Source organism: Pedobacter sp. Leaf176 (assembly GCF_001424305.1).
Lineage (GTDB): Bacteria > Bacteroidota > Bacteroidia > Sphingobacteriales > Sphingobacteriaceae > Pedobacter.
Genome location: NZ_LMPD01000001.1, coordinates 564,373 through 589,165 on the forward strand (window position 1 = coordinate 564,373; position 24,793 = coordinate 589,165).

Genomic DNA, 24,793 nt, shown 5'->3' on the forward strand with positions numbered 1-24,793 from the left:
TAGGTAAGGTCATAATTTGTTTTTTGCAGCATAGGCTTGGCTGAAGTATTCAGCAGCGACATGATATAAATCCATTATTCTACCGGGCTCAATATCGCGCACCAACCGCCACCTTTTTTCATTGAAATTATATATTTATCGCCTTTTTTAACCTTTTGTCTGTCCATCCGGTAATCAGCCGCATGCCTTTCAGCATTTACGCCATCACTGAATATTTCCATGTTATAGGTGCTTCCATCAAGAAAAAATAAATTCTGCGAAAGCGCTCTGGCCGTCCAGTTTGTCATTCCGGATATATACCAATTTTTCCCTTGTTTACGGGCAATAAGTGCATACTCGCCAACCTTCCCATCTAAAGCGATCGTTTCATCCCAAACCGTAGGAATCTTTGAAATAAAGCTGGTGCACAGACTATCCTTCAGATAATTGGAAGGGTTGTCGGCCAGCATTTGTAGTGGGCTTTCATACATCACGTACATGGCCACCTGATGCGCCCGGGTACCCATACTCATCGGTTCGCTGTATACGATGCTGAAGTTTTTTTGATTCGCATTTATCATGGCTCCTGGCGTGTAATCCATAGGGCCAGCAGCCATCCTGATGAATGGCAGGGTTACATTGTGTATTGGGGTAATGTCTTTACTCCATTTGTTATTCTCCGCTCCCCTTACACCTTCGTAGCTTAAAACGTTTGGATACTTATGGTTTAAACCAACAGGTTTATAGGCGCCATGCAAATCAACCATTAATTGATATTTTGCCGCGGTAGATGCCACACGCTCGTAGAAGTTAACCATATACTGGTCAGCCCTGGCCATAAAGTCTACCTTTATTCCCACAGCCCCCCAACTTTTATATTCCCCGAGTATTTTATCCATATCCTGGTCTAGTGGCCCCCAGAGCGTCCACAGCCAAACGCCAACCTTTTTTTCTTTCCCATAATCTATGATCTCCTTGATATTAATGTCAGGAGCGGTGTGTGTGAGATCTGTGGTTGTCTTGGTCCAACCTTCATCAAGCATGATGTATTCAAGTCCGAATTTTGATGCAAAATCTATATAGTACTTATAGGTTTTGGTATTTATTCCCGCTTTAAAATCGACCCCATATATGTTGTTGTCATTCCACCAATCCCATGCTACTTTGCCGGGCTTTATCCAATTCGTTGCTTTTAAAACAGATGGTGTAGACAATTTGTAGGTAAGATTATTGGTTAATAGGTCTTTGTCCTCAGCACAGATGGCAATACTCCGCCATGGAAACTTACGGAAGCCATTTGTTTTTGCGATATTATTTTCCAGCCTGGTAATTTTTATGCCTCTATCCCCAACAGGGGTGCTTGCAGCAATATTTTTGGGGAAACCGGCAGTTAATTTATTGCCTCCGGTACCAAAAAGGAACATATTAGGGTAATCATATAAATCAGATTCACTCACCAGCATTTTAATGGCCGACTTTGAATAGACCAACATCGGCAATGCTGCGTGTTGACTCTTTTGAAAGGCGTTAATAGTTGAATCTTTATACAAACTTTCAAAATGTGATAAAAAATCGGGATCGGCCTCCACAGGCCAAAATACCCGGTCGTTGCCCGCAAAGTTAAAGTCGGAAATTTCGTTTTCTACTTCAATAACTTCATTTTTAAATTCTGTTATAAACCGGTAAGCCACACCATCATTATATGCCCTGAAGATTATTTGGTAATTGCCTTTAAAACGAAGTGTTAATTCATTGTATTGGTCTACGATTACTTTACTTTTTACCGGTACATCGGCTTTTAAAACGTCATTGTGTGCAATTGTTTTATGCGCAATCAATATGGGGGCTATGCCGAGCTTCTTGTTATTGAGCAACAAAGCAATCTGACTCTGATTTAAAATGTTTTCCGAATTGTAGTTAATCCCCCAGGTGATGTTTTCACCAATATTTATGCTGATTTTTATTTTTCCATCGGGAGACAAAACATTTACTTGCTTACCGATAACACGGTTGCAAAAAACAAGGGTTGCTGCGAAAAATAACAGGACAAATTTATTCATAATGGCATTATATTATGTAATAAAATTACTTAAAAGCGCGGTATAGTGCATATTATTTTTTGCTGTTTACTTTGCATATTTTGCCTGATTTTTTTTCATTTCTAGTGCCCCGGCGGGAAACCCTATTAGAAATTAGCGTTTGCTGGCTTGAAGGAGCTGTAACTAGATTAAACTTATTATTAATTCAAAATAAGCCGATGAATCGCCTGACGAATGTTGGTTAAAATACTTCTGCTATCTATTAAAATATAGCGGTTATTTATATTAATGGTCATTTATATTTACTGATTGATTCAGTTTAGATGGAAATTGGGTTTTTTTGTGAGGCACGTTTCGAATGGTTTGCCTCGAGCCAGGAATGCGTTGAATCCTAAATTTATAAATGCACAATTAATATTTCGCCCAAAGCCAGATTAATATGTCGATGAAAAATCTTAATTTAAAATTACTCTTCACATTAATTATGATTAGCATGGGCAGCGGCGTGATTGCTCAGTCGTCGCATTTGCTTAAAGGAAAAGGGAATCCACTATTACCGGGTTACTTTGCCGACCCTACCGTAAAGAAATTTGGTGATACGTTTTACATCTACGCAACGACAGATGGTAACGGGGGAGGGTTCGGCCCCTCGCAGGTGTGGACATCAAAAGATTTCGTAAACTGGACATTTCAGGATATGAATTGGCCAACCACGCATCATTACTGGGCACCGGATGTTACACAAGGGGCAGACGGAAAATATTATTTATATTATTGCCAGCCGGTGGAAATTTTTGGTGCATCCTCCGAAACACCGATAGGTCCATGGACCTCATTGCTGCCCCCGGGGAAACCGATAGTGCCGAATTTTCTTGTGCCAAATGTCATCACTTTAGACGGGCAAACGTTTAAAGATGATGATGGTAAATACTATATGTACTGGGGTACCTGGGGAATATATCCGAATCACGGCTGCGGCGTTGGTTTACTAAATGACGACATGAAGTCGTTCGCAAAACTGGCTCAGATTCCAAATACCGATGCAAAGGATTTTTTTGAAGCGCCTTTCGTTTTTAAAAGAAAAGGGATTTATTACCTCACTTATTCATCAGGATATTGTGAGGATGGTACCTACCGTGTGCAGTATGCAACCGCGTCTAACCCCATGGGGCCCTTTAAATATGGAACCAATAATCCAATATTGGCGACAAATGCCGACGGGACCGTTCATGGGCCGGGGCATCAGTCTGTTTTGCAGCAGGGCGATGATTTTTATCTTGTTTACCACCGTCATAATAATCCGCATAACGATGGCGGGTACCATAGGCAGGTGGCTGCTGATAAAATGATATTTGATGAACAGGGGAATATCCTTAAGCTGGAACCCAGTCATTCGGGAATTGGTTACCTGGCTAAAAATGCCAACCCTCATCCAAACTTAACCCTTGGGAAGAAAACCATCGCATCTTCGTTTTACGATGCTAATTTCAAACCCGAATACGCTACTGATGATAATAATGGCACACTCTGGAAGGCAAATAACAATGTCGGACCGGCCTGGCTACAAATAGATTTAGGGAAAGAGCAGGACATCCGAAGCGTGCATACACAATTTGAATACGCCACATGGTATTATCAGTATAAGATAGAATCATCCTTAGATGGGAAAATCTGGAAATTGTATGCGGACCGGAGCAGAAATACAAAACATGGAAGTCCGATGATTGATTTCGGGAATGTAAAAGCCCGGTATCTGCGCATTACAATTCTGCACACGGAGTACCCGGGGCTTAATAAAGCATTGTGGAATATCAAAGTGTTTGATAATTCAAGTTACCATCCTGTGGCGAATACGGTATCAAAACAGTGGCAATCCTTGGAGACCTTTCAATCGAAAGGTTTGCTTGTTGATTTGGATTTAAGCCAACTTAGATTGGGAAGTGTGGCCGATGTATTGCCCAATACTGGTAATCTGGCTGGAAGCTTCAAAGCGAATGGCGCGCATCAACCCGTTGTAAAAATGATTGACGGAAAAAAGGCGCTGGTATTTTCGGGGCGGGAAAGGCTGGAATCTTCCATGAAGGCGCCAATGTCATTAATGGGGAACAGCAGCTACAGTGTGAGCATGTGGGTGCTCAATCCCGAAATAGAAAAAGAAGAACTCATTGCATCATGGACCTCGCGGGGAGGAGATAACTTAACGAATCTGGCTGTTGGCTATGGTAGCAGTAAATCATCAGGCGCTGCGGTACATGCTGGTTGGGCTGATTTAGGATTTAAAAATTTACCGAAGGCCGGACAGTGGCATTTTATTACGATGGTTTTTGATGGTACCATGGAACGCATTTATGTTGATGGAAAACCCGACCGGGCGGAACGGAGAATGTTATTTGTTAAAAATTTAAAACATTTTTTAATTGGAGGCAATGAAGATGGTACATCCGGGTTTTCAGGTGCTTTGGCTGGGCTGAAAATTTATGATTACCCCTTAACTGCGAAAAAAATAACAGATGATCATTTTAAAGGTATTTCAAACCCCGTAAGCGTATTTTTAGATGTTACGACCCTTAATTATGGAGACTTTGACACCTGGAAAAACAACGGCGCATTAGGTGGTGAACTTGCCGTAGAAGGAAAGGCTAAAGTAATGGACGTGAAGGGGAAAATTGCCGCTGTGCTCACTAATGAAACGAAGCTTAGGTTTAGCGGAAATATAACGGATAACCTTCATCAATCAGAAGCTTTCAGCGCCATTTTATCGCTATGCTCATCCCCGGGTGCGAAAACAGATTTGCATTTTGGTCAAAAAGTATCATTCAGAATTACAGGGACGGGCGAATGGCAACAGGTAATTTTTAGTTATGACAATGGTAAACCTTGGCTATTTATCAATGGCCGGTTGGAGAAAATTCAAAAGATAAATAAACAGCAAAAGGATTTGCGCAATTTCCTTGTTGCTGTTAGTGGTGAAACCGCTGTTTCGAATCTGGAAATACTCGACAACGCTTTATCTGCAAGTGCCAGTACAGGTGAATATCGTTTTTGGAAACAAACCATTGGTAAACCTAATGCAACTGCCACATTAGACACCGAATCGCGGGCGATGACACCCAATCTCCTTTTCATGTCGGCCAATAAACCGGATTTGCCGGGTACCCGTTTTGAGTATTATTTAACAAATGAAGGCGATGACGATAGTGAAGGGCGATGGATAGAATCGGCTAACTTTTTCAACTTTGCGGTTGAGCCAAACCGTAGTTATACTTATTCGGTGAAAGCGAGAGACAACTACGGTAATGTAACGCTGATGTCAAAACCTGTAACGGTACGTACCGACACATTCCTGTTCGTGGTGAAGAAGCAAAGTGGGAGCATGCATGCAACGGTTGTAAACCCGGCTGTTTTTTCCGGAACATCATGGGATGGTCTCCTGGGCAAAGCGGATACCATTATCCAACAGGCCGGTGTTTTAAAAATGGTATCTCACAACAGCACCTGGGATGGGACCAAAGAAACAGGACCTTTTGCGTATCAGCTAATCAAAGGCGACTTCGTTGCAGAAGTGGAACTGGCAGACATGATAGGCCTGTTGCAAAAAAAGGCTTATGGCGCTAATGAAACCGGTCTGATGGTTAAAGCAGCTGATGAAAATCGAAAGTTCGTACAAAATGGCATTATGCCCGGTTGGGGTGTTGGCAACATCGTGACGAATTTCGATTCAGGCGATCGGAAGCAAACAAACAACATGTCCGGCTGGTCGTTTTACAGGCATTTACAAATCCAGAAGCTGGGCAATACTTTTTTCCTAAGGGGAAGTAACGACGGCAAACATTGGTTTGAACTACCGGGTAGTCCAATGAAAAGGCCTGATCTTGAAAATGTTCCCTTGCAGGTTGGCGTTTATCATGCTAGCTATGGCGAAGCAGCGGGTTACGGCGCATTCAAAAACTTCAAGCTTATCCAAAGGAAATAAAATGAATGATGATTATCCTCATCTAAATCAGGAACTATTTTTTCGGTTGAGTTACAGGTTTGGAAAAAGGAATATTTTTACTGTAGTAAATGTCAGCGGGGATGTGGTGTCCGGGGTAAACCTGCGAGAGTATCTGATACAATTCAGGATCGTAAGATTTTAAATCATCAGGGCTTTGAAGCCTGGTGCTGCCATCCATAAACTCATAATTAGACCAAAACCACCATTGGCTGCCTTCGGCCCAGTATTCCTCAACCGTATTAATGGCATATTGATCTTTGTAAAGTCCTTTGTTTTTTGCGGCATCGTAGGCAATCTTAATTTGTTTAAAAAGTTCAGGATCTGCTACCCGCAGGGCCGCCATAACATTGTGGCTCCACTCATGAACCAGGATATTTTCACCGAAATATTTTGTTCCGGGATAACCCAGGATATTTTCTTCAGCACAGGAGGTTTGTATGCCACCCATGCCTCTGGCTCTTTGGTTCCAGTAGCCTTTATCGGTCATGCTGGCAATGCCGCCAGTCTTATTGTAATTTTCCCTTTCTGCAGGCGTTAAACGGCCATCACTTAAAGCCGGTTTTTTCCAGTTGCTGTATTCCGGGAGATCGGTTTGCATTTCCGTTGCAGCCATGATGGATAGACGCGCTTTCAATTTGATCATCGCTTTGCGGACATCGGGTCTTTTGAGCAACATGTAATTGATTACATCGCGTCCAACGAGTAAGGCAGCATCGCTCACTTTTGCTGATGAAACGACAGGAATACCAAAGGCATCGGCATATTTCTGATAAAAGGCAGGATACCCTAAGGAATCAGGTGGCCGAGTGATGATTAAAGATTCGAAGCTGGATACCAAAGGTGCCTGCTGTGCCCTAACCTGGTTTAACAATAAAATTAATACTAAAGCACAGGCTGTCTTTATTAAATAAGCATTATAATTAGCCATTTTGATGAGTTTAGGTTTATTGAGCAGTTTAAATCAGGCGAAATGATTAAATAATAGCATAAATATGTTTAACTATTATTCAATTTTGCAGCCTTTGCTCTATATTTTATAAAGTTCCTTTAATTGATGGAACGAATCTTTACTTATTTTCACCCTATGCCACCATATATTACCCGATTTAATATTGCTGTACTTTCACTGACTGAGATTAATTGTCGCTTTTGTTATTTTTGATTTATAAAATGACTTACAAGGAAAAACTTAAGGCCATAAGAACCATCATGGCTGAATCGGGAATTGATGCCTACATCATTCCGTCATCAGATCCGCACATCAGCGAATACGTTCCTGAACGCTATAAAAGCATTCAGTTCCTGTCTGGATTTACAGGTTCTGCCGGCACACTAGTGATTACAGCGGATTTTGCTGGTTTATGGACCGATTTCCGTTACTTTGAACAGGCCACTTCGCAGCTCGAAGGAAGCGGGTTTGATCTGGTGAAATTGAAAATTCAGCATACGCCCAAAAACATCCAATGGCTCGACGCAAACCTGCTGACGGGCGCAAAAATAGCCTTCGATTTTAAAGTGGTATCCGTGTTGCTGGGAGAAGAAATCCTATCGTCGCTGTCTGCAAAAGGAATTACATTTGAAAACATAGATTTACTGGAACAAGTATGGCCCAACAGACCAGCACTTCCGGATAATGAAATCATACTCTTGCCAGAATCGGTCTGCGGGCATTCTTTTACCGATAAGCTTGCGGATCTCCGCCTAGAGCTGAATAAGCAAAAAGCAGATGTCCATCTCATTTCCAGTCTTGATGATTTAGCCTGGCTGTTTAACATGCGGGGAAGCGATGTCAATTATAACCCTGTGGTGTTGTGCCATGCATTGATTTCTGCAACCCAGGTTGTGCTTTATGTAGATGAAAATAAATTAAATAGAGCAAACCGGGCTTTATTAAGCGAGCGCGAGGTTAAGCTTAAACCTTATGATGGCATTTACACCGATATCGCTGAGCTCGAAGATTGCTCCATCTTGATTGACGACAAGCGCAGCAATTTTATGTTGTTTAATTTAATAACCGAAAGTGTTAGGGTTGTCCGCTCAACAAACCCGGTGGTGTTTTTAAAATCGATTAAGAATGCGACAGAAATTGAAAACATCCGCAGGGCCATGGTCGCGGATGGTGTCGCATTAACACGTTTCTTTAAATGGCTGGAAGAAAACGTTGGAAAGGCAGAAATTACAGAGCTATCTGCCGCTGCAAAACTCCAGTATTTCCGGGAAATGGATCCAGGTTTTGCTGGCTTAAGTTTCGCTACCATTGCGGGCTATGCTGCGCATGCCGCCCTTCCACACTATACAGCCAACGAAGAAACTGATGTGGCTTTGCAGGCAAAAGGCTTGTTTCTGCTGGATTCAGGGGGACACTACCATTACGGCACAACCGATGTTACCCGGACCGTTCCACTTGGTACAACCACGGATGAAGAAAAAAGGGATTATACTCTGGTGCTTTCCGCTTTTATATTCGGCGCTGCAGCAAAATTCCCACAGGGAACTAAAGGTTATCAAATCGATGGCATCGTACGCCAGCAACTCTGGCAACAGGGGATTAACTATGGCCATGGAACCGGCCATGGTGTTGGCTATTATTTAAACGTACACGAAGGACCGCAAAATATTGGTCCTGCCAATGTCCCAATCGCTGTGGATTTGTGCATGGTAACTTCCATCGAGCCCGGTATTTACCGGCCCGGGAAACATGGCGTCAGGACGGAGAATTTAGTGCTTACCACCACGGCTGAAACCACGGAGTTTGGTTCTTTCCTTCAATTCGAATCCTTAACACTGGCGTACATAGATACATCAATTATCATAAGTGATTTACTGTTGCCGCAACAGCTGTATTGGTTAAACAATTATAATGAAATGGTTTATCAAAAGCTTAAAGCAAAATTGACTGATGAAGAAGCGAGGTGGTTAGCAGTGAAATGCAAAGCGATTTAAAACATTTAAAAAATTATGTTTATTTATGTTAGCGGTTAATTGTTACGTTGAGCTCAGGCAGTGCTATTTTGCAGGAGCACCGAAATGCCAATAATTAGTTTTGTATGTCCTTCGACAGGCTGCCACTACACCACTATCTTGTCTCGGCTCACCGCCGCCGAAGGGCTCTTTCTTTTTGGCATCAAAAAGAAACAAAAACCGAAGCACTGCTGAGCTCATTAATGCAGATGAAAACAAGAAAAAACCATTAATTTGTTAGGCCGGATTTAAGCATAACGGGGATACTGTGCTACGGCCTAGCTGGATGGAAATGCGAATTTTTTAAAATGCTCACACGCCACTCATATTAATTCTTATAAAATAAATTATCCTCAAGATGACAGGTTTAAAATTATGTTATGGTGTCCAACGCCTCGGTTCGTATCCCCTCGAATCGAAAGTATTATATTGGTTCGTGAGGACGCGAACCAGGGCTTTGGATTTTTTTTTAAAATCCGCCCGCTGATTACGCTGACGACGCAGATTTTTATTTCATCTGTGTATATCTGTGTAATCTGCGGGAGACATTTTTTCTTTCCTTTTGGAAGGCGTGGCGGAAAGCAGCATTTTTTATATACTCTTTTTGCTTTAGATTATTTTTTAAAATCCGCCCGCTGATTACGCTAATGGCGCAGAATTTTTTATTTCATCTGCGTATATCTGTGTAATCTGCGGAAAACATTTTTCTTTCCTTTTGGAAGGCGTGGCGGAAAGCAGCATTTTATATACTCTCTGCTTTAGATTATTTTTTAAAATCCGCCTGCTGATTACGCCAATGGTGCAGATTTTTGATTTCATCTGCGTATATCTGTGTAATCTGCGGGAAACATTTTTTCTTTCCCTTTTGGATGGCCTGGCAGAAAACAGCATTAAAAAACTAATTTTTGCTTATCATAACGATTTCTATTTTTTGCGTTAGCAACCGTTATTTTTGCTAAAATCACGTTTAAAAAGCACCTTACCATTTTGCTCTATATAATCACCCGAAACAATCAGATAAGGATGATTGGGCGAATAGCCTGCGCTGTGGCTTCTTAAAATTATTTTGTCGTTAACTTTCAGGCCATTTAACCGCTCAAAATCCTTGTGTGTATATTGCATCATATAGTCTTCACCATTAATGCGAACGATAAGCCATTTTGGTCCTGATGATTTCGCATTTGCGCGTTTAAAAGTAACAGAGGTGACCACAGCCTCCATATTGCTAAAATCCGTTATGTACTTCCTTATTTTATCATGACTGGCGTACACCTTTTTACCTTCAGGAGAAATTGCCCATTCTTTATACTTTATGCCGTCAGGTGAAGTCTCCCATTTTTTCCTTTCATCCAGGATGGCTTTTCTCTCAGCAATAGATAAGGGTTTAGGTTCTTTCTTAATTTCACGATTGGCAAATACCAATCCGCTCACTACAACCAGTGGTAAGATGAGCGCATAGATGAGATTTTTTTTATTTTTCATATCCTTAAAATTGATTCAACAAATCTAAATTGATCTTTTTCGGATGGTGTGATTTGGATTGTAAATAAAAATGTAAATTTTGTAAAAATTTAATGGGAAACTGTCAGTTTTTGACGGATTAGGATAGAAATCAGGCATCCTTTATTCCCCGTGGTTTAGCGCAATCAGTAGCTTTGGTACTAAGCCGAAAGTAGCGATTCAAAGTTGAGAAGGAGATTACCAATATAGCAAGAATAAAAAAATTCGGGCATACTTAATATAGAGAAGGATCTCAAATATTTAAAACATATAGGAGGGTAATGCATCAAACTAGAGATTACGGATTGCTCAACCAATTAAACTTATAGTTTAGTTGTATTTATTTAAACAAATGATTAACTTGTGTTGTGAGCACTTGTTAGCTAGTACATCGATTTTATGCAACAATATGAAACCGTTATAATCCTGACCCCATCGTTATCTGAGGAAGCCTCGAAAGAGGTAATTGCCAAATTCTCTAAAATCCTTGCCGATAACGGAGCCGTAATTATTCAAGAGGATAATTGGGGTCTGAGAAAATTAGCATATCCAATTCAGAAAAAATCCACTGGGTATTTTCACCTAACTGAATACAAGGCACTAGGTGATTTAATTAATAAATTAGAGATTGAACTTAAGAGGGACGAAAGGATAGTTCGATTCCTAACAATAAGGCTTGACAAGCATGCTATAGCTTATAATGATAAGAAGCGTACAGGTGCGTTTAATAAAACGCTACAGAAAGTAGGTGGCGATGGTGACACTGGCCCTGGTAAAAAAGGTGGTAATGCAGAATCTGGTAATTGGTAGTAGATCATAATTATGGCAGATCAAAAAAGTTTAAAATCCTATTGGGAAGAATTTTTCGCCGCAAGCGCGAAGGTTAGTGAATTAAACCGAAATTTGTCTTTGGGAGGGATTGCTATAATTTGGATTTTTAACAAATCAAACTTAATTGGAAGCCCTAATTTTAATTCTCTTTTGCCCAGGGATCTTTTTTTGCCTTTAATTATTATAGTTGTTTCATTAACTTGTGATTTGCTTCAGTATCTATGGCGTACCGTAACACTCTATATTTTTTATAGAATACAAATAAAAAAATTAAAGAATCACTCTATTACAGAAGCTAAAGCCGATAAGCTAGACGCTCCTTTTTATATTCGTTATGGAGGCTGGACATTCTTTGTTTTGAAGATATTAGCTATGATCACCGCGTATAGTTTGATCTTTAAATATCTGTTAAAGTTTTTAGCATGATCGGTCTTGCTATCAATAACTGGAGTAAGCCACTATCCTGGACGTATATAAGAAAATGAATTTTTTTGCTTTAAAGAAAATAGTTAAATTCTCTCTCTTATAGGCTCAATTGTAGAATATTGATATTATTTTAAATAATACTTCTTTGGTCATTTAGATAATAATGACAATTTATTCCTTAATAGATTTCATCATGTCTTATCTGAATAAATTTGTTCTTCTTGAGTTGCCTTTGTTCTTCTTCCATCACGAGCATGGATAGCGAAGCTGCCGGATTTTTTTGTGCTTTGGAATGGCTTTTCTTTTAGACAGCGACTCTTATAGGCTAGCTTATCCGGCGTGGTACCTCTGTTAGTTTTAAATTTTGTCTCTGGCATAATTTTTATTTGCCAAAGATTGGTGCCGGGTTTTGGAGAGTTTTCCAACTTAGGAATGAATTGGGAGTTTGCATTATGTGGACGAGCTTCAATTAATTTTGGTAGTTTTATAGCTTAACCTTACCAAATGCCAAAGCAAGTCACCCCTATAGAAAACTACACAGCAGATCGCCCTATCAAGGACGCAAAAGAAGATAGGTTTCAGCGTTACAGTTTTTCAAAACGCATTGCAGAAACTATAATTCATAGGAAAAGCAAAGAAAGTATTGTATTCGGCTTATTTGGTGCTTGGGGAGAAGGTAAATCTTCAGTGTTAAATTTTATTGATGAAGAACTTGCCAAAGATGAGGCAATCATACGGATCAATCTTAATCCTTGGCGCTACAGCGATGAAGAAAGTTTATTGATAAACTTCTTTAACAAAATTGCAGAAGCTATAAACAAGAAGCTAAATACTAGAATGGAAAAGCTAGGTGGTTTTGTAAAAAAATACGGGTCATCAGGTAGCATATTTGGATTTGACTTTTCGGGAATCGGAAATGCTGTTTCGGATGTTGATCTTGAACAGCTTAAAGAGCGGGTGGATGATTTTCTCGATGAGAGTACCAGTAAAATTGTAATCTTCGTAGATGATATAGACCGATTGGATAAACAAGAGATTTACACTCTTTTCCGATTAGTAAAGCTGACGGCCGACTTCTCAAATACCACATATATACTATCTTTTGATGAGGCAATGGTTGCAGCCGCTATTGGAGAAAGATTTGGTTCGGGGGATAAAAATTCTGGTTTCAGCTTCTTAGAAAAGATTATTCAAATCCCATTAACAATTCCAAAAGCACAGCCAGAGGCTTTGAAAAAATTCTGCTTTGATATGGTTAATAATGCTATTGATGCGGCCACAATCACTCTGACAGAAAAAGAGGTACAAAGATTTGTGTATCAATTTAGCACAAATATCCTTCCTCGATTAAACACACCACGCTTGGCGGTAAGGTTTGGAAATTCTCTTTCGTTTTCTTTACCCCTTTTAAAAGGTGAAGTAAATATGGTGGATTTAATGCTCGTTGAGGCTCTCAAAATATTTTACCCAGATCACTATCAATTCATTAAAGGAAATGCAGACTATTTCGTCGGATCGTATGAACATTTTGGTATTGGCAGCGATCAACAAAAGATAACCGATATAAAAGCACATTTTGATTTACTAGGTAAGAATTCAAGCAAAATTGACCGTGCAAACAGCTTAGATCTAATAAGTAATCTATTTCCGAATTTAGATACTGTATACGGTAATTTCCATTTTTCGGACGAAACCAAAAATGATTGGTATGTAGCCAAGCGCATAGCATCTCCACAATACTTTGACAGATATTTTTCATACGCAGTAATTGAGGGTGATATATCAGATGTTGAATTTGATCTACTATTAAAAAAGCTTGATACAGGTACTCCGCAAGAGATTGAAAGTGAAATTAGAGATATAATAGGCCGTAGCGACACAGGTACCCTAATCCAAAAAATGCGAACACATGAAACTAGTCTGAATTGGCATGCTAGTAAAACCATTGCAAAATCGCTCTGCTTAATTACAGATCTCTTATCAAATACAGGCGGTATGCTTGGTTACGGCTTTGATACGCAAGCAGGGCAAGCAGCTATATTTATTTATCAGCTTTTAAAAAATAATAAAGAAGAAAATATATTTGAGTTTGCCAAAGAATTAATGGCATATCCTAAAGACTTTGTGTTTGCTTATAGTTTAAACAATTGGTTACGAACTGGAGATCGTCCTGAAGACAAGTTGTTTGACCTTGCGCAGTATCAAGAATTAGCTAAAATATTAACTGAACGAGCCATAACAGAAGCTGGTGATGAAAGCGTATTTGAAAAATTTCCAAATCAAATACATTACATAGTTTCAACATGGGAAGAAAGGGATAGCGGCGAGTTGAAGTCATATATTAAAACATATTTGGACAAGAATAACGAGACAGTTTTAAATTTGCTTAAATCATTTGTTCCAGTTCAAAGAACTAGTTCTCGTGAAGGAGAATTTAAAACAGACATCAATAAAAACCAGTATGAATATATTGTATCTTATTTTGATAAAAATGATATACATAGTCGACTGTTATTGAACTTTACGATCGAGGAATTAGAATCAGACGAACCATATTGGATTGACATGACTGAGAGAGAATTTACACTTTTAAATATGGCAAGACAATTTCATAAGTGGTATAAAATAGAAGCAATTGAATCGCCGGCGAAAGATTAAGTTATGGACATTAAAGGCATATGACAAAGGCTAGTCAATCGTTTTCAATTACGAGCTAATAAATATTAGATTGGACCCAATCTGATAAATCGGCGTAGGCTTCTATACCTTTGATTAATTTCTGTCTTGATGAGTTAAATCCTATATCGTTTAGTTTTTGTGTTGACCATAATCTTAGCAAAAATTGATTTTATCATTAAAAACAAAAAACCCGCTAACAATCAAGATGTTAGCGGGTTTAAGTAGCCCGTAGGGGAATCGAACCCCTGTTTCCAGAATGAAAATCTGGCGTCCTCACCCCTAGACGAACGGGCCTCTTGAGTTAAGTGTTGAAAGTTTTACGTTATAAGTTAACTTAACTTATAACTTTTTACTTATCACTTTTAACTTATGAGTAGCGGGGACACGACTCGAACGTGCGACCTTCGGGTTATGAGCCCGACGAGCTACCAACTGCTCCACCCCGCATTACGTTGTATTTTTGAGGATATACCAACCTTTTTTTGATAAAAAAACCGCTCAACTTTTGTAAAGCGGTTTCGTAGCCCGTAGGGGAATCGAACCCCTGTTTCCAGAATGAAAATCTGGCGTCCTCACCCCTAGACGAACGGGCCATTTTTTAAGCCTAAAGATAAAAAGACCAAAGTCTAAAGCTTTTAACTTTCTGCCTTAAGCTTTCAGCTTAAAGTGGTAGCGGGGACACGACTCGAACGTGCGACCTTCGGGTTATGAGCCCGACGAGCTACCAACTGCTCCACCCCGCATTATATACAACTCGTTTTTTCTATTGAATTAAATCCTTAACTCTGTTTCCGAATTGGAATGCAAAGATATAATTCGTTTCTTTGTACTGCAAATTTTTTTTAAAAAATATTTTAATGGCGCATAAAGCAGGTTTTGTTAGTATAATAGGTAAACCAAATGTAGGTAAATCAACCCTCATGAATGTGCTTGTAGGCGAGCGACTTAGCATTATTACACCTAAAGCACAAACCACAAGACACCGTATTTTAGGTATCGTAAATGAAGAAGATTATCAGATAGTTTTCTCCGATACCCCGGGTATTATTAAACCAAAGTACAGTTTACAGGAGAGCATGATGAGCTTTGTAAACGGATCTTTGACCGATGCGGACATACTTTTATTCGTAACCGACATTAATGAGGAGCACGATGAAGAAGACGTTCTGGAGAAAATCCTGAATAGAAACATCCCGACCATCGTATTGATAAACAAGATTGATAAAGCCTTGCAGGAACAGGTGGATGAGAAGATTACGTATTGGCAGGAAAAATTAAATCCCGTTGCTATTTATGCAATTTCGGCCTTACACAACCACAATGTGGATGGTTTGTTAGATCGGGTTTTGGAAATGCTACCCGAGCATCCTGCATATTATGATAAAGAAGAGTACACCGATCGTTCTGAACGTTTCTTTGTTTCTGAAATCATTCGTGAGAAAATATTCCTGAATTATCAAAAAGAAATTCCATACAGCACCGAGGTTATCGTTAAAAGTTTCAAGGAAGAAGAAATGAAAAACGGTAAAGGTTCAATGGTAAGGATTACCGCAGAAATTGTGGTAGAACGGGATTCTCAAAAAAATATATTAATCGGTACCGGTGGCAGTATGCTTAAAAAAGTAGGTACCGAAGCCCGGATAGAAATAGAGAAATTTTTAGACACAAAAGTGTTCCTGGAAATGTTTGTAAAAGTAATTCCAGACTGGAGAAGTAAGAAAAATTACTTAAAAAGTTTTGGTTACGATAATTAAACTCGATTTTTATTAGATAAATTAAATTATATCAAAATGAAGAAAAGTTTAACGTTTCTCTTATCGCTGTTAAGTACAGTAGTTTTCGCTCAGGAATCTAACAATGGTAAAAAACTGTGGGCAAAGTCAATCCTGAATGAAAAAGCACCCGAACTAATTGTTGAAAAGTGGGTTTCAAAACAACCCGACACTAAAGGAAAGTTTGTGTTGATTGATTTCTGGGCAACCTGGTGCGGTCCTTGCAGGGCTTATATTCCAACACTGAATGATATTCAGGCAAAATACGCCGATAAAATTGTCATTATTGGTGTGTCTGATGAGACGGCAGAAAAAGTCGAAGCCTTTAATAATCCAAAAATTAGTTATTTCGAAGCGATAGATACAAAAGGAACTGTAAAAAATTCCATTCAGGTGAAGGGAATTCCCCACGCAATCTTAATCGATCCAAAAGGAATTGTAAGATGGGAAGGATTTCCATTATTAGATGGCAGCCAGCTTACAGAGGAAGTTATAAAAACGCTTTTAGAAAAGTATAAAATTTAATATTGATTGAGGTTACGATAATTAACCGTACCTTTGCAGCCCGAAATAAATCGGTTAGTAGTTGATAGTCAATGGCTGATAGCCAAATAGTTTAAGCAGCTTGCTGAACATCCAGACCGTTAACTATAAGCCATTAACTATCAATTAAGAGATACATGAGTAACATTATAGCCATCGTAGGCAGGCCGAACGTAGGCAAGAGCACACTTTTTAACAGGTTAACTGAAAGCCGTAAAGCAATCGTAGACGATTTAAGTGGTGTAACCCGCGACAGGCATTACGGTACTGCAGAATGGACCGACAGACAATTCACCGTAATTGATACCGGTGGTTATGTTGCAAATTCTGAAGATGTTTATGAAGCCGCCATTCGCGAGCAGGTAATGATTGCTATTGAAGAAGCCAGCGTGCTTATCTTCATGGTTGATGTAACCACAGGCATCACCGATCTGGACGATGATATTGCGCAGGTACTGCGCCGTAGCAATAAGCCTGTTTTTGTAACGGCCAACAAGGTAGATAATACCGCACTTCATAGTGAAATCAGTACTTTTTATAGTTTTGGTTTAGGTGAGGTTTTTCCGCTTTCATCAATGACTGGTTCCGGAACGGGTGAATTATTAGATGAAATCGTTAAACATTTCGAAGATATTCCTGAAGAAGAAAACCAATTACCAAAAATTACGATTGCCGGTCGCCCGAACGTGGGTAAATCATCTTTAGTAAACGCTTTAATTGGTAAAGAACGTAATATTGTAACCGCAAATGCAGGTACAACCCGCGATTCAATTAAAATTCATTACAACCAGTTTGGCCATGAGTTTATGTTAATTGACACAGCAGGTTTGCGTAAGAAAACCAAAGTTAAAGAAAACCTGGAGTTCTATTCCGTAATGCGTACCATTAAAGCTTTGGAAGAAGCTGACGTTGTGGTTTTAATGATTGATGCGCAGGAAGGTATCGAAAGCCAGGACATCAATATTTTCCACCTCGCGGAGAAAAACAAAAAGGGTATTGTAATCCTGGTGAATAAGTGGGATATGATTGAGAAAAATACGCAAACCATGAAAGCTTTTGAAGAGCAGATTCATGAACGTATCCGTCCATTCACCGATGTCCCGATTGTATTTACCTCTGTTTTGAACAAACAACGTATTTTCAAAGCAATTGAAGTTGCGCTTGATGTTTATAAAAACCGCAGTAAGAAAATCCCGACATCAAAATTGAATGATGTCATGCTCCCTTTGATTGAAAAATTCCCGCCGCCGGCATTAAAAGGTAAACACATTAAAATTAAATACATCACGCAAATTAATGCGACCTCGCCGATGTTTGCGTTTTTCTGCAACTTGCCACAGTACATTAAAGACCCATATAAACGTTTCATCGAAAATAAACTGAGAGAGAACTTTGATTTTTCAGGTGCGCCGATTCAAATCTATTTTAGACAGAAGTAAGGTTAAAGCTTAAAGCAGAAAGACTAAAGCTTAAAGCAAAAAGTTTAATAAATATTTATAAAGCAGGGTTCGCATTCCATAGGGAAAGGCAATCCTGCTTTTTGCGATTTCAATGTTTTTCAAGAGGCTGTATCAAAAGTAAAATTTAGCTTTAAGGTCAGAATTTTATTTCGTTTCCCCCGTCATTCTCGCGCAGGCGGGAACCACGAAGTGCTCAGCGAAGCTAATCTTAAAGCGATTTGCAATGGCATTAGGATTCCCAATTAAATTGGGAATGGCGACGTAAATATAATTGCTTAGTGAGCCCAGTGTAAATCTTTTTGATACATCCTCTTAATCCTTATCTTCGCAGCATGCAAATCCAGGTTTTAAACAGCCAAATCTCCGATATCGACACCATTTTTATGTTTTATGATATGGCTGTTGCTCATCAGAAAAAAGTTTTCAATAAACACTGGCAGGGTTTCAGCAACGAACTAATTGAAACTGAAATTCAAGAACACAGGCAGTTTAAGATAGTAGTCGATGGGGTAGTGGCCTGTATTTTCGCAGTGACTTATGCTGATAAATTAATCTGGGGCGACAGAGATAAAGATTCAATTTACATCCATCGCATCGTAACACACTCTCAATTCCGGGGTTATGCTTTTGTAAAAGAGATCATCAAATGGGCAAAAGAATTTGCGCCTATCCGAGGTATCAAATTCATTAGAATGGATACCTGGGCGGATAATGAAAAATTATTAGAATATTATACCGGCTGCGGTTTCGATTATGTGGGCGTTGTTACTATGGAAAAAACGGAGGGCTTGCCAAAACATTATGAAGGCATTAGTTTGAGCCTTTTCGAAATTAAAGTTTAATCTAGTTTCAACTTCCAGGTAAACATGCCTTCACCTTCTGATACTTTTATAAAATTGTTTTTTTCCAATATGGAATAAGACGCAACGTTATCTACGCCGGTTGATGCTGTAATGGTTTTCACGTCATCCTGTTCCTTCGCCCACTCAATTATTCCCGCTACAGCTTCAGTCATAAAACCTCTTCCTCGAAACGCTTCGTAAGTACCATAACCAATCTCAATTTCACAATTCGCATCCGGTTCACCCTCGAAACCTATGTCACCAATTATTTTATGGTCAGATTTTGAAATTAATACCCATAGTGTATTATAGCGGTAGTTTTTGTCTTTGTTATGAACATTCGGCAAAATGGTTTGCTTCAATGCATCCTGTAATGAAGGAGAAATATTTTTCTTGTTTGACAATAGCCCGAATTCTTCTTCCAGTGAATGATCATCTTTGATGTATTTTAAAAGCTGATCATGAGTTAGGGGCTTTAGCAGGAGGCGTTCTGTTTCTATCATGCTAGATAATGCTTAGCTTAATATAGCCATTTAATCACTAATATACTTTAATCACCTGTCCGCTTACTATGCCCAATACACTTTTTTCGAAGGCCTTAACAACCTTATCCATAACGACCGGAATCTCACCTGGAAAGGCATCAAAGTATGCGGGAGAATCTTCAACCACATTCGGGCTGACCGCATTTAAACGAACACCATTTTTAAGTTCGGGGGCTGCGGCAATAACAAAAGAATTTAAGCCGCCGTTTACGGCACTTAATGCCGTGCCTGCTGCTACGGGATGATCAGCAAGAATGCCCGAGGTCAAGGTAAAAGAACCACCCTCATTAATATAATGCTGGCCGATGAGTACAAGATTAACCTGTCCGAGAAATTTGTTCAGCAAGCCGCTTTTAAATGCTTCGCCGGTCATTTCGCTAACCGGAACAAAAGGGGCTTTTCCGGTGGTGCTGATTAATGCATCAAAAGGACCGGCCTGTTCAAACATTGTCTTGATTGATGTTTCATCTTCAATATTGACCTGAATATCACCGCTGGTATTTCCTACACGTATAATTTCATGTTTTTGTCCGAAGGCTTCAGTTACTTTTTTGCCCAATGTACCTGTTGCACCGACAACTATTATTTTCATCTCTATAGCTTAAATGTTAACTTAAACCTACTCAAATTTAAACATTTGGGTCCCTTTAAAAGTTTGTGGGAATAAACCTGAATTTATGTTAAGCGATTTTGCTGTTTTGTACTGGAGTTGACCCAGGACTATTGAAGACTGGCAAGGGCCTGTTTAACCGCATTATCATTTTGGTTGATGGCTTTATAATAACCAACATCACCGAGGTAGTAACGGCAAAGAAGTGCCTTTAAATCGTTAAGAATAACTGTTTTCGAATTGTAAAGCTGAAAACGATCTATCGGTACGTTTTTGCGTTGCAAAAAGCCGATAAAGTCTCGAAAATCGGAATCGTTTAAGTTGAATAGGTTGATATTCTGTTCAATATAAGCACTGTTATATTTGCTGGTGAGTACATTAAAAACGTAATCAGAGAGTACCTTTTTACTAACCAGTGTACTGTAAAATTTATTGTAACCTGTGGTATCCAGCTTCACAAAAATATCAGGTTGTATCCCGCCGCTTGTTTTTGGCTTTCTGGGTTGCGATAAGTTTATCCCGCCATTTTTCTCTACAGAATCCCTGAATGAGGTTAAATCCCCGGTTAGTTCGCCGTCTGTCAAGCGTTCGTCCAGCTCATGCTTATAAGCATCATAACCTTTCTTGTAAGATTTCTGAATGCTTTTTCCCGACGGCGTGTAATACCTGGCAATGGTTAGGTTTAACGCTGATCCATCTTCAAATGAGAACTGCTCTTGCACTAGTCCTTTACCAAAAGAACGGCGGCCAACGATTACACCGCGGCCTAAATCCTGTATGGCCCCTGCAACAATCTCGCTGGCAGAAGCTGTATTTTCATTTATTAAAATGGCAAGTTTTCCCTGTTGAAAAGCGCCCGTGCCTGTTGAGAAATAATCTGTACGGGGTTCATGCTTACCCTGTGTATATACGATTAATTTATTTTCAGGTAGAAACTGATCAGCGAGTCCGGTAGCGGCACTAAAATAGCCCCCGCCATTATCACGCAAGTCAAGAATGAGTTTTTTCATGCCTTTGGCTTTCAAACCTGCAGCTGCATTGGAAAAATCAGAATCCGTGTTAGCGCCAAATTTACTGATCCGTACATAACCCGTTTCATTATTAATCATGTAAGCCGCGTCTATACTGCTGATGTTAACCTTTCCACGGGTAACCATCAACCGGTTTGGCAGCTGACTCCCATTACGTATTAGTTGAACGTTCACGCCGCTACCTGCTTTACCCCTGAAACGGCCCGCTAATTGGCTTTTAGGTAAATTTCGCCCGCTAACTACCGTGCTGTCGATAGATAAAATTTTATCGCCCAGTTTAATGCCAGCCTGGTAAGCAGGTCCGTCTTTGATAACATTGGTCACCATCATGGTGTCGTTCAGCATGTAATATTCAATACCAACACCTTCGAAATTCCCCTCCAAATCATTTTGCATATCCTGTGCGTTCGCTGGGGGAAGGTAAACGCTGTGTGGGTCCAACTGATGCAATACGCTATCTATAGGTAAATTCTGTAAGGAATCTGTATTGATTTCGTCTACATAATTTCCATTGATGATGTGGAGGATTTCTTCAAGCTTTTCAGAATTTTTTGCAGTTAAAGCCGGGCTTTTCTGAACACCATAACCCTGATCTTTGATGAACTTAATACCCAAAAACATCCCGGCTATTAAAATTACAGAATAGCTTAAAGCGACAAGGATATTGTTACGGGTATTTTTTTTCATCAGCGTTGTGCAAATTTATGAAAATTAGCGGGTTGATTATTTTTTTAACGGCGATTTATCGTCTTTTGTTTCTAATATTTAACAATAATTAATACGACAAAATGTAAACCGGTATATTTTTAGATTTTTAGACCATTTTTTAAAAAGAATTTACCGAATTTTATCAAAATTAAATTTATGAACAGAGTTACCGAGCAAGAATCTAATTATAACCACATCGAACAAATGTCCGTAATGGAAGTGTTGCAGGCCATTAATAAGGAAGACAAAACGGTTGCGTTTGCGGTTGAAAAGTCTCTGCCTCAAATAGAAAAACTGACTTCAGCCGTTGCCGAAAGAATGAAAAAAGGCGGTCGCCTTTTTTATATAGGTGCAGGTACAAGTGGCCGTTTGGGCGTTGTAGATGCATCTGAATGTCCGCCAACTTATGGCGTGCCTTTTGATTGGGTTGTGGGTATCATAGCAGGTGGCGACACGGCTATCAGGAAGGCAGTAGAATTTGCTGAAGATGATGCGGAACAGGCCTGGAAGGACTTAATGGAATTTGATATTAACGAGAAGGATTGTTTGGTAGGTTTAGCCGCATCAGGAACAACACCTTATGTAATTGGAGGCTTAAATACCGCTCGTAAAAATGGCGTATTAACAGGATGTATTGTTTGCAATACCGGTGGACCAATTGCTGCTGAATCTGATTTCCCTGTTGAGGTTGTTGTTGGGCCGGAATTTATTACCGGTTCTACCAGAATGAAATCAGGTACGGCACAAAAATTAGTTTTAAACATGTTGAGTACTACGGTTATGGTTCAGCTGGGCCGTGTTGTTGGCAATAAAATGGTGGATATGCAGTTAACCAATAATAAGCTGGTCGACCGCGGAACGCAAATGGTTGCGGATGAATTAAAAGTCAGTTATGATGAGGCAGCAGATTTGCTTAATCGTTACGGAAGCGTTCGTAAAGCAGTAGAAGCCGGACATTTGAATTTACGATAGTAGATTTACGAATTACGATTGTATAGCCGGGTATTAAAATAGTTGATTTGCGATTGCTTAATCTAAAATCGTAAATCTAAAATCAAAAATTTAACTAATGCACGAAATAGAGCCTTATTACCAGTGGAGAGATGAATACATTTCGGCAGAAGATGATCGTTCCCCGTTTTACAATACCGAATACTCCGAACTTTACTTCGATAAGCAGATATACAATTTTTTGCTTCACCCGCAGTGGGATGAATTCGGTTCGAATACACTTTACATGAAAGTGCTTTTCGCCGATTACGACAGGAGTTACGCAATTATAGAATTTATCGGAGAATGGAACGACGCCATCAACAATGACATTATGCTTTTGAAGCGTGATATTTTAGAATTGATGATGGATGAAGGCATCAATAAATTCATCCTGATTGGTGAAAATGTCTTAAATTTTCATTCGTCGGATGATAGTTATTACGAAGAATGGTTTCAGGAAGTAGAAGATGGCTGGATTGTTGGAGTTAACTTTCAGGAGCACGTGATTCGGGAATTTAAGGATAACAGCATCGATTACTACATTAACTTTGGTGGTGCTTTTGATAACATGCCCTGGCGTACCTTGAAGCCACTCCAGTTCTTTAAGAAAGTTGAAGAATTGCTGACAAAAAGATTAAATTAAAATATTTATTTTTAAGTACTATTATATCTCATGTCAGAAATGCAGATGGAGAAGCCAAATTTAATTGGATGAGGTTAAACTTGTCAGTAATAAGGGGCTTAAAAACAAGGATATTAATCTTGCACAATCTTTGATAGAAGAAAACAGAGCGTTTTTATTGCAAAATGGTTTGAGTTAAAATTATTTAAATACACAAAATAAAATGGAACAACAAAATTATCAATATCAGGACAATAGCGTTTTCGTACAAGAAGGCTCTGTTTCTAAGAAATTCTTTGCAAATGTCTTTTTATGGATGTTTGTCGCATTAAGTTTATCAACTGTGGCTGCTTATATTTTTGGTACTAATGAACAATTCATGCAGTACCTTATGACTATTAATCCTGAAACCGGGAAAGTAGGCATGTCGATATTTGGTTATATAGCCATGTTTGCTCCACTTGGTTTAGTCTTATTAATGGGATTTGGATTAAGCAGATTGTCATTGCCCGCTTTAATCGGTGTTTTCGTGCTTTATTCAGTATTAACAGGGATTAGTTTAAGCTTTATTTTACTTGCTTACACTTCTGGTTCAGTTGTGAGTTGTTTTGCAGGCGCAGCAGGTATTTTCGGTATTATGGCTTTTATGGGCTATACAACCAATATCGATTTGAGTAAATTCGGACCAATTCTTATGGTTGGCGTTATTGGCCTTGTAATCGCAAGTGTCGTAAATATGTTTATCCAAAGCGAGCAATTCAGCTTATTTATGGCTTTCATTGGCATCGCAATTTTCACAGCTTTAACGGCTTACGATGTTCAGAAGATAAAACGCATTGGCGAAGGCATTGAAGCAAGCGGAGAACAGGTGTTAGCAGTTGAGTCTAAAAAGATGGCAATTGTTGCTGCACTTTCCTTATACCTTGATTTCTTAAACATTTTTCTTTTCTTACTTCGCATATTCGGAAGCAGAAAATAATCCTAAAACAGAACAATATTTTAAAGGCTACGCAGTTTTGCGTGGCCTTTGTAATTTTATTTGGCGCCTAAGCAATAATTTTTGGAATTGATAATGCTTTGTTGCATTTTTGTACGCTTATTAAGAAAGACGGAGGGATTAGACCCAACGAAGTCTTAGCAACCTGTGACCACACAAGGTGCTAAATTCTATTCTGCAAATGGCGGGAAAAGATAAGTTTAGGATTACGATTCTCGTACCAACTTTTTAAATAAGCTATTTAAGTATCAGGTATCAAGT

19 protein-coding genes, 4 tRNA genes and 1 riboswitch are annotated in these 24,793 nt (G+C 39.3%); of the genes, 12 read left to right on the forward strand and 11 right to left on the reverse strand.

Annotated features, from left to right (window positions below; genetic code table 11):
• Positions 1-74: 74 nt before the first annotated feature.
• Complete coding sequence (locus tag ASF92_RS02500; RefSeq protein WP_056087320.1) at positions 75-2,039, reverse strand: glycoside hydrolase family 97 protein; 1,965 nt, start codon at positions 2,037-2,039, stop codon at positions 75-77.
• Between the two features lie 424 nt (positions 2,040-2,463).
• Between ASF92_RS02500 and ASF92_RS02505 the strand changes: the two genes are divergently transcribed.
• Positions 2,464-5,991 (forward strand): family 43 glycosylhydrolase, encoded by a 3,528-nt coding sequence (locus tag ASF92_RS02505; protein ID WP_056087323.1) that lies wholly within the window; start codon positions 2,464-2,466, stop codon positions 5,989-5,991.
• A 34-nt stretch (positions 5,992-6,025) separates the two neighbouring features.
• Here ASF92_RS02505 and ASF92_RS02510 read toward each other — a convergent pair whose 3' ends face one another.
• On the reverse strand, positions 6,026-6,940 hold the full coding sequence (locus tag ASF92_RS02510; RefSeq protein WP_056087326.1) for a hypothetical protein: 915 nt from the start codon (positions 6,938-6,940) through the stop codon (positions 6,026-6,028).
• A 242-nt stretch (positions 6,941-7,182) separates the two neighbouring features.
• Here ASF92_RS02510 and ASF92_RS02515 point away from each other — a divergent pair, with 242 nt between their 5' ends.
• A complete protein-coding gene (locus tag ASF92_RS02515) occupies positions 7,183-8,955 on the forward strand; it encodes an aminopeptidase P family protein (RefSeq protein ID WP_056087329.1) in 1,773 nt (590 codons plus the stop codon).
• 954 nt (positions 8,956-9,909) lie between these two features.
• On the opposite strand, the gene ASF92_RS02530 is transcribed toward ASF92_RS02515, so the two are convergent.
• Positions 9,910-10,455: a hypothetical protein gene (locus tag ASF92_RS02530; protein WP_056087338.1), complete on the reverse strand. Its 546-nt coding sequence runs from the start codon at positions 10,453-10,455 to the stop codon at positions 9,910-9,912.
• Between the two features lie 417 nt (positions 10,456-10,872).
• Between ASF92_RS02530 and rpsF the strand changes: the two genes are divergently transcribed.
• On the forward strand, positions 10,873-11,283 hold the full coding sequence (gene rpsF / locus ASF92_RS02535; RefSeq protein ID WP_082489428.1) for a 30S ribosomal protein S6: 411 nt from the start codon (positions 10,873-10,875) through the stop codon (positions 11,281-11,283).
• A 12-nt stretch (positions 11,284-11,295) separates the two neighbouring features.
• Complete coding sequence (locus tag ASF92_RS02540; protein WP_056087342.1) at positions 11,296-11,730, forward strand: hypothetical protein; 435 nt, start codon at positions 11,296-11,298, stop codon at positions 11,728-11,730.
• A gap of 191 nt (positions 11,731-11,921) precedes the next feature.
• Here the strand turns inward: ASF92_RS02540 and ASF92_RS02545 are convergent, their stop codons facing one another.
• Positions 11,922-12,107: a hypothetical protein gene (locus ASF92_RS02545; RefSeq protein ID WP_056087344.1), complete on the reverse strand. Its 186-nt coding sequence runs from the start codon at positions 12,105-12,107 to the stop codon at positions 11,922-11,924.
• 127 nt (positions 12,108-12,234) lie between these two features.
• Here ASF92_RS02545 and ASF92_RS02550 point away from each other — a divergent pair, with 127 nt between their 5' ends.
• Entirely contained in the window at positions 12,235-14,388 is a 2,154-nt protein-coding gene (locus ASF92_RS02550) for a P-loop NTPase fold protein (RefSeq protein WP_056087347.1), read from the forward strand.
• Positions 14,389-14,631: 243 nt separating this feature from the next.
• Here ASF92_RS02550 and ASF92_RS02555 read toward each other — a convergent pair.
• The 4 genes from ASF92_RS02555 to ASF92_RS02570 all read right to left on the reverse strand — a co-directional run bounded on the left by ASF92_RS02555 (position 14,632) and on the right by ASF92_RS02570 (position 15,152).
• Positions 14,632-14,703: transfer RNA gene (locus ASF92_RS02555), tRNA-Glu, on the reverse strand.
• 80 nt (positions 14,704-14,783) lie between these two features.
• Positions 14,784-14,856 (reverse strand) — tRNA-Met (locus tag ASF92_RS02560).
• Positions 14,857-14,930: 74 nt separating this feature from the next.
• A tRNA-Glu gene (locus tag ASF92_RS02565) sits at positions 14,931-15,002 on the reverse strand.
• Between the two features lie 74 nt (positions 15,003-15,076).
• Positions 15,077-15,152 (reverse strand) — tRNA-Met (locus tag ASF92_RS02570).
• Positions 15,153-15,266: 114 nt separating this feature from the next.
• Here ASF92_RS02570 and era point away from each other — a divergent pair.
• The 4 genes from era (at position 15,267) to ASF92_RS02590 (ending at position 19,026) form a co-directional block, all read left to right on the forward strand.
• Positions 15,267-16,163, forward strand: coding sequence for a GTPase Era (gene era / locus ASF92_RS02575; protein ID WP_056087350.1), 897 nt, complete (start codon positions 15,267-15,269; stop codon positions 16,161-16,163).
• A 36-nt stretch (positions 16,164-16,199) separates the two neighbouring features.
• Positions 16,200-16,706, forward strand: a complete 507-nt coding sequence (locus tag ASF92_RS02580) for a TlpA disulfide reductase family protein (RefSeq protein ID WP_056087354.1) — start codon at positions 16,200-16,202, stop codon at positions 16,704-16,706.
• Between the two features lie 155 nt (positions 16,707-16,861).
• On the forward strand, positions 16,862-18,163 hold the full coding sequence (der, locus tag ASF92_RS02585) for a ribosome biogenesis GTPase Der (protein WP_056087358.1): 1,302 nt from the start codon (positions 16,862-16,864) through the stop codon (positions 18,161-18,163).
• A gap of 353 nt (positions 18,164-18,516) precedes the next feature.
• A complete protein-coding gene (locus tag ASF92_RS02590; RefSeq protein WP_056087361.1) occupies positions 18,517-19,026 on the forward strand; it encodes an N-acetyltransferase in 510 nt (169 codons plus the stop codon).
• Here the strand turns inward: ASF92_RS02590 and ASF92_RS02595 are convergent.
• The 3 genes from ASF92_RS02595 to ASF92_RS02605 all read right to left on the reverse strand — a co-directional run bounded on the left by ASF92_RS02595 (position 19,023) and on the right by ASF92_RS02605 (position 21,899).
• Positions 19,023-19,529, reverse strand: a complete 507-nt coding sequence (locus ASF92_RS02595) for a GNAT family N-acetyltransferase (protein WP_056087364.1) — start codon at positions 19,527-19,529, stop codon at positions 19,023-19,025. The genes ASF92_RS02590 and ASF92_RS02595 overlap by 4 nt on opposite strands.
• Before the next feature lie 37 nt (positions 19,530-19,566).
• On the reverse strand, positions 19,567-20,163 hold the full coding sequence (locus ASF92_RS02600; protein ID WP_056087367.1) for a short chain dehydrogenase: 597 nt from the start codon (positions 20,161-20,163) through the stop codon (positions 19,567-19,569).
• 128 nt (positions 20,164-20,291) lie between these two features.
• Positions 20,292-21,899 carry a S41 family peptidase gene (locus ASF92_RS02605; RefSeq protein WP_056087370.1) on the reverse strand — a complete coding sequence of 536 codons (1,608 nt, stop codon included), beginning with the start codon at positions 21,897-21,899 and terminating at the stop codon, positions 20,292-20,294.
• A gap of 177 nt (positions 21,900-22,076) precedes the next feature.
• On the opposite strand from ASF92_RS02605, the gene murQ reads away from it, so the two are divergent.
• The 3 genes from murQ (at position 22,077) to ASF92_RS02620 (ending at position 24,514) form a co-directional block, all read left to right on the forward strand.
• Positions 22,077-22,892 carry an N-acetylmuramic acid 6-phosphate etherase gene (murQ, locus tag ASF92_RS02610; RefSeq protein WP_056087373.1) on the forward strand — a complete coding sequence of 272 codons (816 nt, stop codon included), beginning with the start codon at positions 22,077-22,079 and terminating at the stop codon, positions 22,890-22,892.
• 97 nt (positions 22,893-22,989) lie between these two features.
• On the forward strand, positions 22,990-23,556 hold the full coding sequence (locus ASF92_RS02615; protein WP_056087376.1) for a hypothetical protein: 567 nt from the start codon (positions 22,990-22,992) through the stop codon (positions 23,554-23,556).
• Positions 23,557-23,758: 202 nt separating this feature from the next.
• Positions 23,759-24,514 carry a Bax inhibitor-1/YccA family protein gene (locus ASF92_RS02620; RefSeq protein ID WP_056087379.1) on the forward strand — a complete coding sequence of 252 codons (756 nt, stop codon included), beginning with the start codon at positions 23,759-23,761 and terminating at the stop codon, positions 24,512-24,514.
• Positions 24,515-24,628: 114 nt separating this feature from the next.
• Positions 24,629-24,733: riboswitch (SAM riboswitch) on the forward strand.
• Positions 24,734-24,793: the final 60 nt, after the last annotated feature.